This window comes from Paenarthrobacter sp. AMU7 (assembly GCF_041200195.1).
GTDB lineage: Bacteria > Actinomycetota > Actinomycetes > Actinomycetales > Micrococcaceae > Arthrobacter.
This window is the reverse complement of sequence record NZ_CP165735.1, coordinates 4,181,693-4,196,410: the sequence shown is the minus strand read 5'-3', so window position 1 is coordinate 4,196,410 and position 14,718 is coordinate 4,181,693. Positions and strand designations below refer to the sequence as shown.

Annotated in this window: 11 protein-coding genes and 1 rRNA gene; 7 read left to right on the top strand and 5 right to left on the bottom strand. The window is 63.9% G+C overall.

Translation table 11 applies throughout. The features are described from left to right. Window positions 1-34: 34 nt before the first annotated feature. A 5S ribosomal RNA gene (gene rrf / locus ABQM86_RS19275) occupies window positions 35-151 on the top strand. Window positions 152-238: 87 nt separating this feature from the next. Here rrf and ABQM86_RS19270 read toward each other — a convergent pair. Further along, window positions 239-1,285 (bottom strand): patatin-like phospholipase family protein, encoded by a 1,047-nt coding sequence (locus ABQM86_RS19270; RefSeq protein WP_369745316.1) that lies wholly within the window; start codon window positions 1,283-1,285, stop codon window positions 239-241. A 202-nt stretch (window positions 1,286-1,487) separates the two neighbouring features. Between ABQM86_RS19270 and ABQM86_RS19265 the strand changes: the two genes are divergently transcribed. From ABQM86_RS19265 to ABQM86_RS19250, 4 genes are all read left to right on the top strand, one after another. Further along, window positions 1,488-2,051, top strand: a complete 564-nt coding sequence (locus ABQM86_RS19265) for a GNAT family N-acetyltransferase (RefSeq protein ID WP_369745315.1) — start codon at window positions 1,488-1,490, stop codon at window positions 2,049-2,051. A gap of 236 nt (window positions 2,052-2,287) precedes the next feature. Next, window positions 2,288-2,575: an HU family DNA-binding protein gene (locus ABQM86_RS19260; RefSeq protein ID WP_011776355.1), complete on the top strand. Its 288-nt coding sequence runs from the start codon at window positions 2,288-2,290 to the stop codon at window positions 2,573-2,575. 142 nt (window positions 2,576-2,717) lie between these two features. Further along, entirely contained in the window at window positions 2,718-5,012 is a 2,295-nt protein-coding gene (locus tag ABQM86_RS19255) for a cytochrome c oxidase assembly protein (RefSeq protein ID WP_369745314.1), read from the top strand. Next, window positions 5,012-6,985, top strand: a complete 1,974-nt coding sequence (locus ABQM86_RS19250) for an NHL domain-containing thioredoxin family protein (protein WP_369745313.1) — start codon at window positions 5,012-5,014, stop codon at window positions 6,983-6,985. The genes ABQM86_RS19255 and ABQM86_RS19250 overlap by 1 nt, the downstream gene beginning before the upstream one ends. 160 nt (window positions 6,986-7,145) lie before the next feature. Here the strand turns inward: ABQM86_RS19250 and ABQM86_RS19245 are convergent, their stop codons facing one another. The 4 genes from ABQM86_RS19245 to ABQM86_RS19230 all read right to left on the bottom strand — a co-directional run bounded on the left by ABQM86_RS19245 (window position 7,146) and on the right by ABQM86_RS19230 (window position 12,552). Further along, on the bottom strand, window positions 7,146-8,174 hold the full coding sequence (locus tag ABQM86_RS19245; RefSeq protein WP_207597663.1) for a hypothetical protein: 1,029 nt from the start codon (window positions 8,172-8,174) through the stop codon (window positions 7,146-7,148). A 115-nt stretch (window positions 8,175-8,289) separates the two neighbouring features. Further along, the gene (locus ABQM86_RS19240; RefSeq protein ID WP_207595226.1) at window positions 8,290-10,011 is read right to left on the bottom strand and encodes a helicase HerA-like domain-containing protein; all 1,722 of its coding nucleotides are present in this window, start codon (window positions 10,009-10,011) and stop codon (window positions 8,290-8,292) included. Window positions 10,012-10,014: 3 nt separating this feature from the next. Next, entirely contained in the window at window positions 10,015-10,533 is a 519-nt protein-coding gene (locus ABQM86_RS19235) for a GNAT family N-acetyltransferase (protein ID WP_207595225.1), read from the bottom strand. A gap of 57 nt (window positions 10,534-10,590) precedes the next feature. Beyond that, window positions 10,591-12,552: an FAD/NAD(P)-binding protein gene (locus ABQM86_RS19230; protein ID WP_369745312.1), complete on the bottom strand. Its 1,962-nt coding sequence runs from the start codon at window positions 12,550-12,552 to the stop codon at window positions 10,591-10,593. 289 nt (window positions 12,553-12,841) lie between these two features. Here ABQM86_RS19230 and ABQM86_RS19225 point away from each other — a divergent pair, with 289 nt between their 5' ends. Together ABQM86_RS19225 and ABQM86_RS19220 are read left to right on the top strand one after the other, a co-directional pair. Further along, complete coding sequence (locus tag ABQM86_RS19225; RefSeq protein WP_369745311.1) at window positions 12,842-13,807, top strand: amino acid ABC transporter permease; 966 nt, start codon at window positions 12,842-12,844, stop codon at window positions 13,805-13,807. Further along, window positions 13,804-14,712 carry an amino acid ABC transporter ATP-binding protein gene (locus tag ABQM86_RS19220; RefSeq protein WP_242703421.1) on the top strand — a complete coding sequence of 303 codons (909 nt, stop codon included), beginning with the start codon at window positions 13,804-13,806 and terminating at the stop codon, window positions 14,710-14,712. Before ABQM86_RS19225 ends, ABQM86_RS19220 begins: the two co-directional genes overlap by 4 nt. Window positions 14,713-14,718: the final 6 nt, after the last annotated feature.

Genomic DNA, 14,718 nt, shown 5'->3' with positions numbered 1-14,718 from the left:
CCACCAAAAAGGGGGCCGGGACGGGTAACAGAGTTACGGCGGTCATAGCGTGGGGGAAACGCCCGGTCCCATTCCGAACCCGGAAGCTAAGACCCACAGCGCCGATGGTACTGCACCCGGGAGGGTGTGGGAGAGTAGGACACCGCCGGACAACCATTAAGGCAAGAGCCCCGACCACAGGTCGGGGCTCTTCCCCTTTAACCACCACCCCTAAACCAAGACCCCTGCAAAGCATCCATCAACCGGGAAGATCCGGTGAGCTCCAGAAATCGGCCACATGGGGCGCCAGCGCTTTGCCTTGCTGAAATCCTGCTCGGGCCGCTGACGGACGCAAGGACAAATCCATCGCCCTGACGCCGAACATGTACTGGGATTCGTTGTGAGGAAAGATTGTTTCAACCTGGCTGCCGTTGGCATGCAGCGCGTCCACCTGCCCAGCGAGGTGCATGCCCCACTCCAACGGAGTCCGCGTACGGCCGCCGAAAGGGGCCAACACCAGCACCCGTGAGTACCCAGTTGCCAGATCTGCGTTCTCGGCGTTGGCGCGGTATCCGCCGTCGATGTACTGGTTGCTGCCGATGCTGTAGGCGAAGCCGCTGGCGCAGCTGGCGGCAACTGCGTCTACCAGATCCACTCCGCTGTGGCGGTGGAATACCACCGGATCACCCGTCCGGGCATCCACCGCGGTCAGGAGGATTGTCCGTTCCGGCCACTGCGCTTGGGGCAAGCGGGTTGCCACTGTGTCACGCCATCGTGCGCTGCAGCCTTCCAGGGCTTCGGCCATGTCAATGGCTGCTGCCCCCAATCGCCGGCGCATATCGGCCATGTCCGTGGAAGCACTCATGATGTTGCCGGTCCGTTCCATCTGGTCCGCTACTGGCCTGGCGCCAGACCCAACCACGCCAAACCCGGCCACGCCAGCCCCAACCCGGCCAGCCCGTACATTCTTCGCCGGTTCCGGCGGGGATGCGGCAACGATGGCATCGAACAGCTCGGTTGGGGTGGCGCCGGCGAGTTGGGCTGCGGCGGTGGACCCTGCTGAGGTGCCAATGGTCAGGTCTGCCGTGGTGACGTCCAGCCCAGCGTCGAACAGGCCGGCGATAATTCCGATCAGCCACGCGTTGCCGGTTGAGCCGCCGCCACCGAGGACCAAGGCCCGTCGGGGCGTTGCCGGTCCCGTGACGGCCGAATCGGCGTCGACATGTGGCTGGGACTGGACGGGCGCCGGTAACCCGGGCGCCGTCGTCGGGCCGGCGTTAAGTGATGAAGTAGTTGATGTGTCCATGGGAGTCGCCTTTCGCGAAGTGCGTGACGGACGCTCCCACTCGCGACCAGCTCAGTCGCGGGATCGTGGACTGCAGGGAGCGCCCACTATGGATACTGCGTTCATGGGTCTCACCTCCTGTCGAAAGTTCACGATCACGCGAAAAGTTATCACTCTGTAGGCACCTGCGCAATTGTTGGGCAGGCGCCGGTAGAGTCTGGGGATGAATCTCACACGATACGTCTCCCCAGGCGCGGGCAGAGCGGGCGGCGAACGGGTGAACCTGCGCCCTGTTGAGCTTTCAGACGCGAAAGACCTGGCTGCTGCTTATCTGCGTAATCGAAGGCATTTGGAGCAATGGGAGCCCACCCGTGGAGATGACTTCTTCACCGTGGGAGGCCAGGAGGCTTCGATACAGGCCAAGCTCGGCCTCTATGCCGCTGGCAGCGAAGTGCCATGGGTCGTCACCGGCAGCCGGGGCATTCAAGGAATGATCACACTGACCGGCATTGTCCGCGGTCCTTTCCAGAACGCCAATCTGGGCTATTGGATTGATGCGGAATGCACCGGCAGGGGTTTGGCGTCGTGCGCGGTTGCCGCCGTCGTGAATATGGCAACAGAGGAGCTCGGCCTCCATCGGGTCCAGGCCGCGACACTGCTCCACAACACAGCGTCCCAAGCTGTCCTCAACCGATCCGGCTTCGAACGGATCGGCGTTGCGCCCGCCTACCTGCACATCGCGGGGGAATGGCAGGACCACCTTTTGTTCCAGCGCGTCCTGTTCTGATGGGGCACAGCGGGAGGTCTGATGGGCAGCATGGGGGGCACGGGCCAATGCCGTAGGGTACGCCAAGGGCGTAAAGCACCCCTAAAAACCCCGAAAATCCGGTGATTTTGGTCAAAAAGGCGCGGAAACACGCGGAATTTGCTGGCCATGCCAGCCCAAGCTGGTAAGTTTTCGAACAGTGGCTTGCTCGCATTCCGCTTGAAAGCTCAAAAACGTATGAGTCCAGGAGGACGTAAATGGCTAAGAACCGTAGTGAACTCGTTGCAGAGGTAGCAGGCAAGGCTGGCACCAGCCAGGCAGCAGTCAACTCCGTGCTCGATGCACTGTTCGAAGTTTTCGAGACTTCTGTCGCCGCCGGCGAGAAGATCACCATCCCGGGCTGGCTCGCAGTTGAGCGCACCGACCGTGCAGCCCGCACCGGCCGCAACCCGCAGACCGGCGAGACCATCCAGATCGCAGCCGGCCACAGCGTCAAGCTGACCGCTGGCTCCAAGCTGAAGGCTGCTGTCGCAAAGAAGAAGTAATTACTCTTCGGCGAACGCCTGGAAGGGACGGCAACCTGACGGTTGCCGTCCCTTCTGCTTTTTACATATCCACATAGCACCCGTGATGCACATAGCACCCTCCCGATTCGCAGCCTTGCGACAGGTAGCGGACAATGGATGAGTGCCATCAGCAAGAAATTCCGCAACTGCCCCTTCGCCTGTTCCCACGCCGGGAGCGCGGGGAGGCACTACAGTCGCGGGGATTTCCGTACCGTGGCAATTGGCCGGTCTGGCGGCGCTGTTCCTGACGCTCGCCGCGGCACTCATCTTCTCAGGTGCTTCCGCAGCACGGCAGGTCTCGGACCCCGGCGAGTTGGTCCGGTGGGGCCTTCCGGTCGCAAAGGCCATCCACAACGTCTCCGTGGCAACTGTGGTGGGCGGTTTGATTTTTGCAGTCGGCATCTTGCCCAAGAACCTCGGTGGCTCGCGGTCCCGCGACAAGAATGTTGAAGCACCCGAACACCCCGCTTTTGCCCGGGCCCTCGCCGTCGCTGCAGCCGCGGGAGCAGCATGGACATTGTCCGCAGTGGCAGTCCTCGTCCTGACCTACGCAGACGTAGCGGGCCAAGGGCTCTCCGGCGACGCCGAGTTCACCCGTTCGCTGGTGTACTTCATGACGGACATCGAGACGGGCAAGGCCTGGCTCGCCGTCACCATCATCGCCGCAGTGGTCACTACCGCGCTGTTCGGGGTGCGCTCCTTGACCGGGCTGGCGTTCACTCTGCTGCTGGCCCTGATCGGGCTCATTCCCACCGCATTGATCGGACACTCGTCGAGTTCCAGTGACCACGAAGGCGCCATCAACTCACTGGGACTTCACCTCGTAGGGGTCTCTACGTGGGTGGGCGGAATCATCATGCTCGCTGTCCTTTCCACGATCCTCACGGGTTCCCGGAGCAAGGGAACGCCGGACATCACCGAACAAACCCTCCGGCGGTTCTCGGCACTGGCCGGCTTCGCCTTTGTGCTGGTGTTCGCCTCCGGCGTCATCAATGCTGCCATCCGCGTGACAAACCCCGCGGACCTGTTCGGCTCACCGTACGGCCAACTCATTGTCGCGAAGTCCTTGGCCACGCTCGTGCTGGGTGGCATCGGGTTCATGCACCGCCAGTGGGTCATTCCCCAGCTCGGCAAGAACGGTTCCATGTCTGCCCGCCGCGTGCTATGGCAACTGGTTCTGGTTGAGCTGCTGGTCATGGGCGCGACGTCGGGACTTGCCGTTGCGCTGGGCCGATCGGCTCCGCCGCAGCCCACCACCTATGCGCCTGATGCATCGCCGTCGTTCATCCTCTCCGGCTACGAGCTCCCACCGGAGCTCACTCCGGAACGCTGGTTGACGGAATGGCGATTCGACTGGCTGTGGGTGGGAGTGGCGCTGTTTGGTGCGGTCACCTACATCATGGGCATCATCAAGGTCCGCAGGCGCGGAGACAAATGGTCCTGGTTCCGATCGGTGAACTGGCTGATCGGCCTCGTGGTGCTGACGTACATCACCTCCGGCCCGCCTGCCGTTTATGGCCGCGTGCTGTTCTCTGCGCACATGGTGGACCACATGGCCCTGACCATGGTTGCCCCGATCTTCCTCGTTTTGGGCGCACCCGTCACGCTTGCCCTGCGGGCACTGCCTTCCAGGGGAGAGGGAGCCCACGGCTCACGGGGACTTCGCGAATGGCTGCTGGTGTTTGTGCATTCCAGGTTCTCGCAGATCGTGACACACCCGTTGTTCGCCGCAGCCAACTTCGCAGGTTCCATCGTCCTGTTCTACTACTCGGACCTTTTCGGCCTCGCGATGCGAGAGCACGTGGGCCACGAGCTCATGAACGTGCACTTCCTCCTGACCGGCTACATCTTTGTGCTGAGCATGATCGGCAGCGATCCTCTGCCCCGCCGCGCGCCCTACCCGATGCGCCTGCTTCTCCTGCTGGCCACCATGGGCTTCCACGCGTTCTTCGGCGTGGCCATCATGGGTGGCACCGGGCTGCTGGCAGCCGACTACTTTGGAAACCTGGGCCGCGCCTGGGGTCCGTCGGCCATTGGAGACCAGCAACTGGGTGGCGCAGTTGCGTGGGGAATCGGCGAAGTACCCACATTGCTGGTGGCGATCGGAGTGGCCGTGATGTGGTCACGCTCGGATGAACGGGAGACCCGTCGCGTTGATCGTGCCGCGGACAGGAATAACGACGCCGACCTGAGCGCTTACAACGATATGTTTGCCCGGCTCGCTGACCGCGATGCCAAAATGGCAGGCCGCACTGCCCAGCCTTCCAGGACGGTCGAACCATCCCGGACCGCCCAGGCCGAACGTGGCGACGCCGAGAGCAGCAATGCCGAACGCGGCGACGCCGAACGCAACAATGTCGAACGCCCAGACTCTGCAGTGCAGACTGAACCGAACACCAAGCTGGAAGGACGCTGATGAGCGAAACCGTACGCACCCAACTCCGGGTCCGGGCCTCCGAACTGGAGGGCCGCGGCTGGCTCAACACGGGCGGCAAATCCTTGGACTTGGAGTCCTTGCGCGGCAAGATCGTGCTGCTGGACTTCTGGACCTTCTGCTGCATCAACTGCCTGCACGTTCTTGACGAACTGCGCCCCCTCGAGGAGAAGTACTCCGACGTCCTGGTGACGGTGGGCGTACATTCGCCCAAGTTCGAGCACGAAGCGGATCCCGTAGCGCTGGCATCGGCCGTTGAGCGCTACGAGATCCACCACCCGGTCCTGGACGACCCGGAACTAGCCACGTGGAAGGCCTACACGGCCCGTGCCTGGCCCACGCTGGTGGTCGTCGATCCCGAGGGGTACATCGTGGCCCACCTTTCCGGCGAAGGCCATGCCGACGGCCTGGCTGTCCTGCTGGAAGAACTCGTCGCCGAGCATGAAGCCAAGGGAACCCTCCATCGCGGCAACGGCCCCTACGTGGCTCCCGTGCCGACGTCGGGCACTTTGCGTTTCCCGGGCAAAGCCACGCAGCTGCCGAACGGCAACTACCTCGTAGTCGACTCCGGCCACCACCGTCTGGTGGAGCTTCGACCGGACCTGGAAACCGTAGAGCGCGTCATCGGCTCCGGCACCAAGGGGTACCTGGACGGCCAAGCGGAGATCGCACAGTTCAATGAGCCCCAGGGCGTCGCGCTGCTCCCGTCGGAGCTTGCATGGAAACTGGGCTACGACGCCGTGGTGGCCGATACCGTCAACCACCGCCTCCGTGGAGTGACACTCAGCTCCGGTTACGTGCAGACGGTCGCCGGGAACGGTGTGCAGCGGTTGCTCGACGCCGGACCCGCCCGAGTGACGGACACGGGCGCCGGTACTTGGTCTGAACATCACGACGCCGGCCCTGCTGACTTCGCGGCCGACGCCATCGATGTGGGGGCGCTGGGTCTGGGCACCGAGGTTTCCCTGTCCTCACCGTGGGACGTGGTGTGGAGCGATAAGCTGCAGCGTGTTGTTATCGCCATGGCCGGCACACACCAGATCTTCGCCTTCGACCCCCTGGGCAACGAGGTTTCCATCCTGGCCGGCTCCGGTCTGGAGGGCCTGCTGGACGGCAAGGCTGAAGAGGCCTGGTTCGCCCAGTCCTCCGGCCTGGCGATCGACGCCGATGGCAACATCTGGGTTGCGGACTCGGAAACGTCGTCCCTTCGCCGGTTGGTGCTGAGCGACTCGGGCGTCACCGTGGAAACCGCGGTGGGCAAAGGGTTGTTCGATTTCGGCTTCCGCGATGGCGAGGCCGCTGAGGCCCGGTTGCAGCACCCCTTGGGTGTCACCGTCTTGCCGGACGGTTCTGTAGCCATCGCAGATACTTACAACGGCGCCGTCCGCCGCTACGACCCCGCTACCAAGTCGGTGTCCACGTTGGCGAGGGGCCTCGCTGAGCCTAGTGATGTCGTGGTGGTCCAGGTGGAAGGCAGTGAGCCGCTGCTTGTCGTGGTGGAGTCCAACAAGCACCAACTGGTCCTGGTTCCGATCCCCAAGGAAGCCCAGCAAGTGGACGAAGGCGCTTCCCAGACGCACCGTCCCAAGAGCCCGGTGACCCCCGGCCCGTTGGAACTGGCCGTCCGTTTCACTGCGCCGACAGGCCAGAAGCTGGACGACCGATGGGGCGATCCCACGCAGATGAAGATCTCTTCCACGCCGCCGGAACTCCTGGTCTCCGGAGGTGGAACATCGGTGGGCTTGCTGCGCACCCTGGAACTCTCCGCCGACGTTCCCGAAGGCATCCTTCACATCACCGCCCGTGCGGCTGCTTGTGATGGACCTGAAACTGAGGACGGCGAAATCCCGGACCACGCCGCCTGCCACCTCTACCAGCAGGATTGGGGCATTCCGGTAGTCCTGCAGGCCGACGGTGAGTCCGAGTTGGTGTTGGACCTGCGCGGCATGGACTAACCCACTGACTGAAATGGCCCGGGCCCACTTTTCAATAGGTTGGCCCGGGCCTTTTTCATGCCCTGGAACTGCTCGAAGGCGAGTGAATGCGGCGGGCCGGTGCAGCAGGTGAGTGCGGCCGACGTGCCAATGGCAGGCCTGTGCGGCGAGCCGGGGAAGCTTAGAAGGTCAGCATCGGGGTGACTGTCACAGTGTCGGCGTTGACATCCAGTTGGGTGGTGAAGCTGAAATCGTGCTCAACGCTGAGGTCGTTGACGTACCCGGTGAACAGGTTGATTTCCCGGGCGGTCAGGGTGGCCTTGCCGTTCAGGGGAGCCACCACCCATTTGCCGCCGAAAGGTTCGATAGTGATCTTGGGGTATTCCGTGATGGCCCACTTGATGGTTCCGTCCACCACACGGGCGTTGCTGGCGTGGTAGAAGGGGCAATCGGGCTGGAGCCGTTGCTGTTCGGTGGCCTGCGCCGCGCAGCTGTCCAGGAATTCGCGGACCTTCCCGGCGACTGCCTCGTTCATGGACTTGGTGGAACGCGTCTGCAGGTTCAGGGGAGCCTGGCCGCCGTCGCGGGTTGAGACGAGGGCCGAGGTGGGCGGCGCCTCGAAGAAGGTCCCGTTGAGGCTGGCCTCGTACTTACCGGGGAAGAAGACAGCGAAGGTGTTGCGGCCATTGGGCATATTGACGGGCACACCGTTGAGGGTGGCTTCGCTGGCATTGACCACCGTGACCTCAATGGTGGGCAGCGTGGTGGGCACGAACGCCCACTTGGCGAAGAACAGCCACTGCGTCCCGGTCCGTTCCATCAGGAACTCGGTGTGGAGTTTGCTGCCGTCCAGGGTGTAGTCGACGGGGACTGCCACGCGGTTGCTGCCCCGCGATTCAGGGTTCCCCACTGTGACGTCGGACATCTTGGAAGCGGCTGTTTGCAGGGCGGTGCCATCCAGCATGGCGGCGTTCGAGCTGGGCACTTTGGCCCGCAGGAGGCCCAGCGCTTCTTCGCCCTCGCCCTTCTGCAGCGCCGCCAGGTACTCCTTGACGGGCTGTTGTGGGCTGGCCACCGACGAGCTCACCAAATTGATGCAGACGATGGCCCCGGCGGCAGCAAGCATCAGACCGAGCAGCCATCCGGCTGCGGTCTTGACGAACGCTTGACTCAACTGCACGCCCTTTACGTTACCTGCCGCGGCAGCGATCACTGTGCAGGAAGGCGCCGATATGACGTATGTCCACCGATTGGAGAAGGCTCGACGGCGGGCGGCAACAAGCGTTGTTGCCACCCGGCGTCGTACTGGTGCCCGTCAGGCGGGACTAGCGGCGGCGCCGTGAGGAGGTGCCGAAGACGCCGCGCATGAGGTCACGGCCCAGCTGCGTGCCCATGGACCGGACCATGCTTTTCAGCCCGCCGCCCAGCGCACCACCGAGGGCGCCGGCGATGTCTCCGAACATGCCATCCTGCTGGGCCGGAGCCTGCTGCGGAACTGGAGCAGGCGCGGGAACCGGGTAGGGCTCAGGTGATGAGGACCGCGAGCTGGGGCGGCCGAGGATCTCTTCCTCGATCCGGCGCGCTTCGGCGTCGATGTCGGACTGGGAAACCCCGGAACCCCCGGATGATGCGGAAGGCACCGGTGGCAGTCCCGGAGCAGCATCGCCGGTGGATACGGCGGCCTGGCCACTCAACTTCTCGTACGCGGAGAGGTTGTCCACGGCGGTGCCGTACTTCACCAACAAGGAGGACCCTGCCACGGTGCTCTTGATGAGGTCGTCCGCGCTGGGACCCATGACGGACTCCGGGGCGCGGAGCCGGGTCAACGCAACCGGTGTGGGCGCACCCTTCTCATTCATGACGGTGATGACGGCCTCGCCGATGCCCGCGGACGTGAGCGTTTCTTCGAGGTCGTAGTCACTGACGGGGAACGTGGAGACGGTGGCCTTCAACGCTTTGGCATCCTCGGGGGTGAAGGCGCGCAAGGCGTGCTGGATGCGGTTGGCGAGCTGGCCCAGGACGTCAGCAGGAACATCCTTGGGTGTCTGCGTGACGAAGAAGATGCCCACCCCTTTGGAGCGGATGAGCCGGACGGTGGTGGTGATGGCGTCGAGGAAGGCCTTGGAGGCGCCGTTGAACAGCAGATGGGCTTCGTCCAGGAAGAAGACGAGCTTGGGCTTGTCCAGGTCGCCGGCTTCGGGGAGGTCCTCGAAAAGATCAGCCAGGAGCCACATGAGGAACGTGGAGAACAACAGGGGCTTGGTCTGCAGCGTTGGCAATTCAAGGCAGCTGATCACGCCCCGGCCATCCGGCGCTGTGCGGAGCAGTTCGGCGGTATCGAACTCGGGCTCGCCGAAGAACTTCTCCATCCCCTGGGCCTCAAGGGTGACCAGTTCGCGGAGGATCACGCCGGCTGTGGCTTTGGAAAGCCCGCCAAGGTTTGCCAGTTCGGTCTTGCCCTCGTCCGAGGTCAGGAACTGGATGACCGCACGGAGGTCCTTGAGGTCGATCAGCTCCAGGTTGTTCTTGTCCGCGAAGTGGAAAATCAGTTGGAGGCTGGATTCCTGCGTGTCGTTCAAATCCATGATGCGCGAGAGCAGGATTGGCCCGAACGAGGTGATGGTGGCACGGACGGGAATACCGTGGCCATCCCCACCGAGCGAGAGGAACTCAACGGGAAAATTCTTCGCAGACCACTCCTGCCCCAGCGCCGAGGTGCGTGCGGTCAGCTTCTCACTGCCGGTGGCGGGCGTGGCCAGTCCTGAAAGATCACCCTTGATGTCCGCGAGGAAAACCGGGACACCCGCCGTACACAGTTGTTCGGCCATCATGTGCAGCGTGACCGTCTTGCCGGTGCCCGTGGCGCCGGCCACCAGTCCGTGCCGGTTCATCATGGCGAGCGGGAGCCGGACCTGGGCCTCTTTGTGGATCTCACCGTCCACGATCGCGGCGCCCAGCTCGATGGTGGCACCTTCCAGGGTGTACCCCTGCTGGATGGTGGCGAGTTTCTCGGCAGTTGTTGCAGTGGGTTTCTTGGCCATGCGCATAGCTTAGCTGTGCACGGCAAGATCCTTGCTGAACGCCAAATGCTTGATGTCCTCGGGGTCTGCGGCGAGGTCGAACAGCGCCTTGTAGCCCGTGGCAAGGTAGAGGTTTTTCGCCTCCGGCTGGCGCGGGCCGGTGGTGAGGTAGAGCTTCCGGTAGCCGCGTCGTCGCGCCTCATTTTCCAGTTCCGTCAGGACCAGGCGTGCCAAGCCGCGACGTCGGTGGGCCGAGTGCGTCCAGATCCGCTTGAGTTCGGCAGTGTGGTCGTCATAGCGCCGGAACGCGCCGCCGGCCACTGACTCGCCATTCTCCTGGATGATGATCAACGCGCCGTGCGGGGCAGCGAACTCTTCGGCAGGGTACCGGTTCAGTTCCTCCGCGGCCCCTTCGCTGCTGAACAGGTCGCCATAGCGGGTGTTGTATTCGACGGCGAGCTCGTCCAGGAGGGGGCGAACGCGGGGATCGCGCATGGGCAGGCTGAGGACGGTCAGGCCCGACGTCGGCAGGGTTGGCGTTGTTGTCATGTCAGGCCTTTCGTAGGTGGAATCCAAGTAGGTAGCAGTTAATGCCGTTTTGAGGGCTCATAACGGCGTTAGCTGCGACTCAGTTGGGCGGGCGGCAGCAACAGTGGACAGGATCCTCCGCGCCAGGGCGTCGTTCTCCCGGAAGGGTGCTGCGTTGGTGTTGGGCCGTGCAAAAGCCCCGGCACCCCACCCGGACGTCCACGGGCCCACCGCGAACAAACCCCTCTGAGGAGTACCAACAGGGGACAGGACCTCGTGATTCCCGGAGACCAGCAGCTTTCCTGTGGAGTGGGCACCGTCGGAGGTGAGGAGCCGTTGTTCGGTGCCCCATCCGGCGTCGTGCAGGTCAAACAACGCGGGGTTGGCGGAACGTTCCACCGAAGCGGCAGGCAGTCGCGCCTCAATGTACGCGGCGGCGTCCACCACAACGGGCGATTGGAACGAGCCGGCAACGAACCTGCCCATGGAATCGTCGGCACGGACCCACATGCCCGGACCCAGGAACTTCAGGAACCCGGCCCGGTGAAGTGCCAGCATCTCGCGGAGGCGGTGGGAGGGCGGACCGGAGTCGACGAAGCTGAAGAAGCCGTGCCACCACCCGTGAATGGCCTGCTGGGAGCGGGCATTGAGCCGTTCCTGCGGGACCAGGCGGCCGAGGTCCATGTAGACAAACAGCAAGGCGGTGAAAAGGGCCAGGGTCTCGGAATGGTCAGGGCTGGTGCGGAGATCAAGGTCGCGCTGGATATACGCGGCCACCGAGCGTTGCACTGAGTCATGGTCGGCGAACGCGCATCCGCTCAGGGGATGGTCCAGCTTCTCGAGGTCCAGGCGCAGCGCCGGATCCGGCACGGAGAAGTTGACCAGTTCTTCGCGGGCAGCGCTGTACCAATCGAGGGCCTCGAAACGTGACTCAAAACTGGTCCACGTCCCCAGTACCCGCTCCGGGTAGCCGGTGAAGAGCTCGCGGTAGTAGGCGTACCCGGCGTCCTTGGCGATCAGCGGCCACAGGTGCTTGCGGAAATCGAGTTCCTGATGCTCGGCGAGGAGCGCATCAATGGCCTCTGCGGTGAAGTATCGCGGGCGGGCGATTGGCTCGCCGCGCATCGTGGAGGAGATCTTGGAGTGGAAAGGTACACCGCGCCGGGACCCCGCCCAGACCCGCGGTTCGGCGCCGGAGGCTACGTAGTCCAGGTGGCCGTCGGGCGTTTCTTCGAAGCGGCCACCACGTCCCTCGAACAACAACACCAGCAGGTCCACGAACGCCAGGCCCATCCCGGAAACGATCACGTCCTGGCCGGGTTCAATCGCGGAGTAGTCCACGTCCGTGGTGTACGACGGCGGCGCATGGAACCCGCCGTGCCGGGCAGCGAACTCGCTGAGGCGGGCGGACTCGGGGTCGGGAACGGAATCTGTGTGCCCCAGCGCATACACCACGACGTCGGCAAGTACCTCCGCACCGGAAGCCAGCCGCACGCGGTGAGGACCGTCGTCGAGCCCGCCGTGAGACCCAGCGGAGGCGCCGTCCGCAACCGAACGCTCGACGGCGGTGGCCGTGTCCCGATGCACGGTGACCGTCGCGTCGGAGCCCAAAGCGCTGACGGCCCGGCCGAAGAACCATTCAAGGTACTTGCTCTGAAGTTGACGGGTGGGAAACGACCCCGGAGTCAGCGAGCGAAGCTGTTCGAGCAGGTGCGGCTCCAGCGAAGGAACATCCCGGATGCTGCCGTCCAGCACGCCCGACGCCCACGTGGACAATCCCGGCCCCTCCACCGACGGGCCGTCGCAGGCTACGGAGGCGTCCGTGAACATGGTGACGTCCGCAGCCGTGGAGTTCAGCAGCAGCCCGGGATCCTGGTCATAGCGCCAGATCCTCCCGGAACCGGGTTCATGGGGTTCGATGACGTGGATGTGCAGGGGACCGAGGAACAGCGCAGGACGGTTGGCGGCAAGTCGTTCCAGGACGCCGGCGGTGCGCGGGCCGCCGCCAATGAAGGCGATGGCTGGAACTCGTGACGGCATGGGATCTCCTGAAGAGCAGTGGTGTTGTGATGCCCAATCTAGGGACGAACCGGGCCGCTGGTCGAGGCGGTGGTCACGGCCGTTCACCACGCGTCACGTCACGTTAAGGCGCGCAAAGAAGGGACGCATATGGCGCCTGATGACATCGATTATGACGTTGTACGAACCCTTGCGAAGCCGCGCGAAGTCCAGTGAAGAAGTGCAAATTCCCGCCTTGCTGCGGGGTTTCGCACGCCCATAGATTGGCAGCCATCCGATAGACAACAACCGATCTGAAATGAGGTGGCGCATGAGTGCAATCGCACCGCCTGCCACGGCGGACACTGCACCGCCCACCCCGGATTACTCCGAGTACAAGCTGGTCCCTGCCCGTCACCCGTGGCGGTGGGTGGGCACCGTGCTGGTGGCTGCCGGCGTGGCCGCCATCGCGTGGTCGCTGGTCACCAACCCGCGCTGGGAGTGGGGCGTCGTGGCCGAGTGGTTCACCGCCCAGTCGGTAGTCAACGGACTCATCGAGACCCTCAAACTCACGGCCATCTCCGGTGTCCTTGGCTTCGTCCTCGGTTTCATCCTGGCCCTCATGCGCCTGTCGGCCTCGCCGCTGCTGGTCTCGGTGTCCTGGACGTTCTCCTGGATCTTCCGCTCCACGCCGCTGCTGGTCCAGCTCCTCCTTTGGTACAACCTGGGGTACCTGTACGAGAAGATCAGCCTGGGCATCCCGTTCACGGACGTCCGCTTCTTTGAAGCCCAGACCACCACGCTCATCAGCCAGTTCGCCGCAGCGGTCCTGGGCCTCACCTTGAACCAGGCGGCCTACTCCGCCGAAATCATCCGCGGCGGCATTCTCTCCGTCGACCAAGGCCAGCTTGAAGCCGCCTCGGCCTTGGGCATCCCGGCGTGGAAGCGTTCCACCAGGATCGTGCTTCCCCAGGCGATGCGGGCCATCCTGCCCAACGCGTTCAACGAGATCATCGGCCTGGTCAAGGGCACCTCGATCGTTTACGTCCTGGCCTACTCGGAGCTCTTCTACACGGTCCAGGTCATCTACAACCGGACCCAGCAGGTGCTGCCACTGCTCCTCGTGGCGACGCTCTGGTACGTGGTGATCACCTCCGTGCTGAGCGTCTTCCAGTACTACATCGAACGCCACTTCTCCAAGGGCGCCCTGCGGACCCTGCCGCTCACCCCGTTGCAGAAGGCCCGCAAGTTTTTCACCGCACACGTTGCTGTCTCTCCCACCAAGGACGCCCGATGAGCATCATTGCTTCACGCAAGGAAAACACGACGACCGCGGCACAGCCTGACGCTGAAGCTCCGGCCCGCGATTCGGCCGGCACAGTCCCGGCCGGCAAAGCTCCGGCCGGCGCAGCCAAGGCCGCCACCCGCGGCCAGGTGGACATCACCAACGTCCGGAAGTCCTTCGGCGCCACAGAGGTGCTCAAGGGTGTTTCCTTGTCCGTCCCACCGGGCGGTGTCGCGGTGATCGTGGGGCCGTCGGGCTCGGGCAAGTCCACTCTGCTGCGCACCATCAACCACCTGGAAAAAGTCGACGGCGGCTACATCACCATCGATGGCGAACTGGTGGGCTACGAAGTCCGCGGCAACAAGCTCCACGAACTGCGCGAGAAGGACATTCTCAAGCAGCGCACCCACATTGGCATGGTGTTCCAAAGCTTCAACCTGTTCCCGCACCTCACTGCCCTGGAGAACGTTATCGAGGCGCCCATCGTGGCCCAGAAGCGTTCCAAGGCCGAAGCCCGGAAGCGAGGATTGGAACTCCTGGATCGGGTGGGCCTGAAGGACCGTGCAGACGCCTACCCGCGCCAGCTGTCCGGAGGCCAGCAGCAACGCGTGGCAATAGCCAGGGCGCTGGCGCTTGATCCCAAGATCCTCCTTTTCGACGAGCCCACCTCAGCACTGGACCCCGAACTCGTCAACGAAGTCCTGGACGTCATCCGCGAACTCGCCAAGTCCGGTACCACGCTGATTGTGGTCACCCACGAGATGGGCTTTGCCCGGGACGTCGCAGACACCGTGGTCTTCATGGACCAGGGCCAGATCGTCGAATCCGGCACCCCGCAGGATATCTTCGCGAACCCCCGCGAGGAACGTACCCGCAGCTTCTTCTCCAAAGTCATCGAACCAGCTTTCAACATCTAGGACACT

Bases quoted from the DNA above. Each gene is read 5' to 3' on its own strand.
- ABQM86_RS19220 (WP_242703421.1), top strand. From the start codon at position 13,804: ATGAGCATCATTGCTTCACGCAAGGAAAACACGACGACCGCGGCACAG.
- ABQM86_RS19235 (WP_207595225.1), bottom strand. From the start codon at position 10,533: ATGACAACAACGCCAACCCTGCCGACGTCGGGCCTGACCGTCCTCAGC.
- ABQM86_RS19230 (WP_369745312.1), bottom strand. From the start codon at position 12,552: ATGCCGTCACGAGTTCCAGCCATCGCCTTCATTGGCGGCGGCCCGCGC.
- ABQM86_RS19225 (WP_369745311.1), top strand. From the start codon at position 12,842: ATGAGTGCAATCGCACCGCCTGCCACGGCGGACACTGCACCGCCCACC.
- ABQM86_RS19260 (WP_011776355.1), top strand. From the start codon at position 2,288: ATGGCTAAGAACCGTAGTGAACTCGTTGCAGAGGTAGCAGGCAAGGCT.
- ABQM86_RS19240 (WP_207595226.1), bottom strand. From the start codon at position 10,011: ATGCGCATGGCCAAGAAACCCACTGCAACAACTGCCGAGAAACTCGCC.
- ABQM86_RS19250 (WP_369745313.1), top strand. From the start codon at position 5,012: ATGAGCGAAACCGTACGCACCCAACTCCGGGTCCGGGCCTCCGAACTG.
- ABQM86_RS19265 (WP_369745315.1), top strand. From the start codon at position 1,488: ATGAATCTCACACGATACGTCTCCCCAGGCGCGGGCAGAGCGGGCGGC.
- ABQM86_RS19270 (WP_369745316.1), bottom strand. From the start codon at position 1,285: ATGGACACATCAACTACTTCATCACTTAACGCCGGCCCGACGACGGCG.